1 protein-coding gene is annotated in these 458 nt (G+C 69.4%); it reads right to left on the bottom strand.

Annotated features, from left to right (window positions below):
* On the bottom strand, positions 1–458 hold a 458-nt coding region (locus ACUVOF_RS21965), incomplete at both ends, for an ABC transporter ATP-binding protein (protein WP_447046336.1).

Raw genomic sequence — 458 nt, 5'->3', positions numbered from 1 at the left:
CCGACACCTGGCGGTTGGCGACCGACGCGATCAGCTCATCCCACAGCCGCCGTCTCGATTCGGGGTCGAGCCCGGTCGTGGGCTCGTCCAGGATCAGCAGCCCGGGATCGTGCATTAACGCCCGGGCGATCTCCACCCGCCGGGCCAGACCACCGGACAGTTGGTCCACCCGGTCCTTGCGCCGGTCCCACAATCCCAGCCCATCGAGCACCTCCGCGAGACGCCGCCCGGTCCGCTCCCGGGACATGCCGTACAGCCGGGCGTGGAACCGTAGGTTGCGCTCCACCGACATGTCCGGGTCGAGGGTCGACTCCTGGAAGACGACGCCGATGCGTCGCCGCGCCGCCACCACGCTGATGACGGTGTCGTAGCCGAAGACCCGTACCGCCCCGCCGGTCGGCTTGATGACTGTACAGACGGCGTTCAGCACGCTCGACTTGCCCGCTCCGTTCGGACCC

This window comes from Vreelandella sp. H-I2, assembly GCF_052959335.1.
Note: the sequence above shows the minus strand (reverse complement) of the source record. Positions and strands in the feature narration are given on the sequence as shown.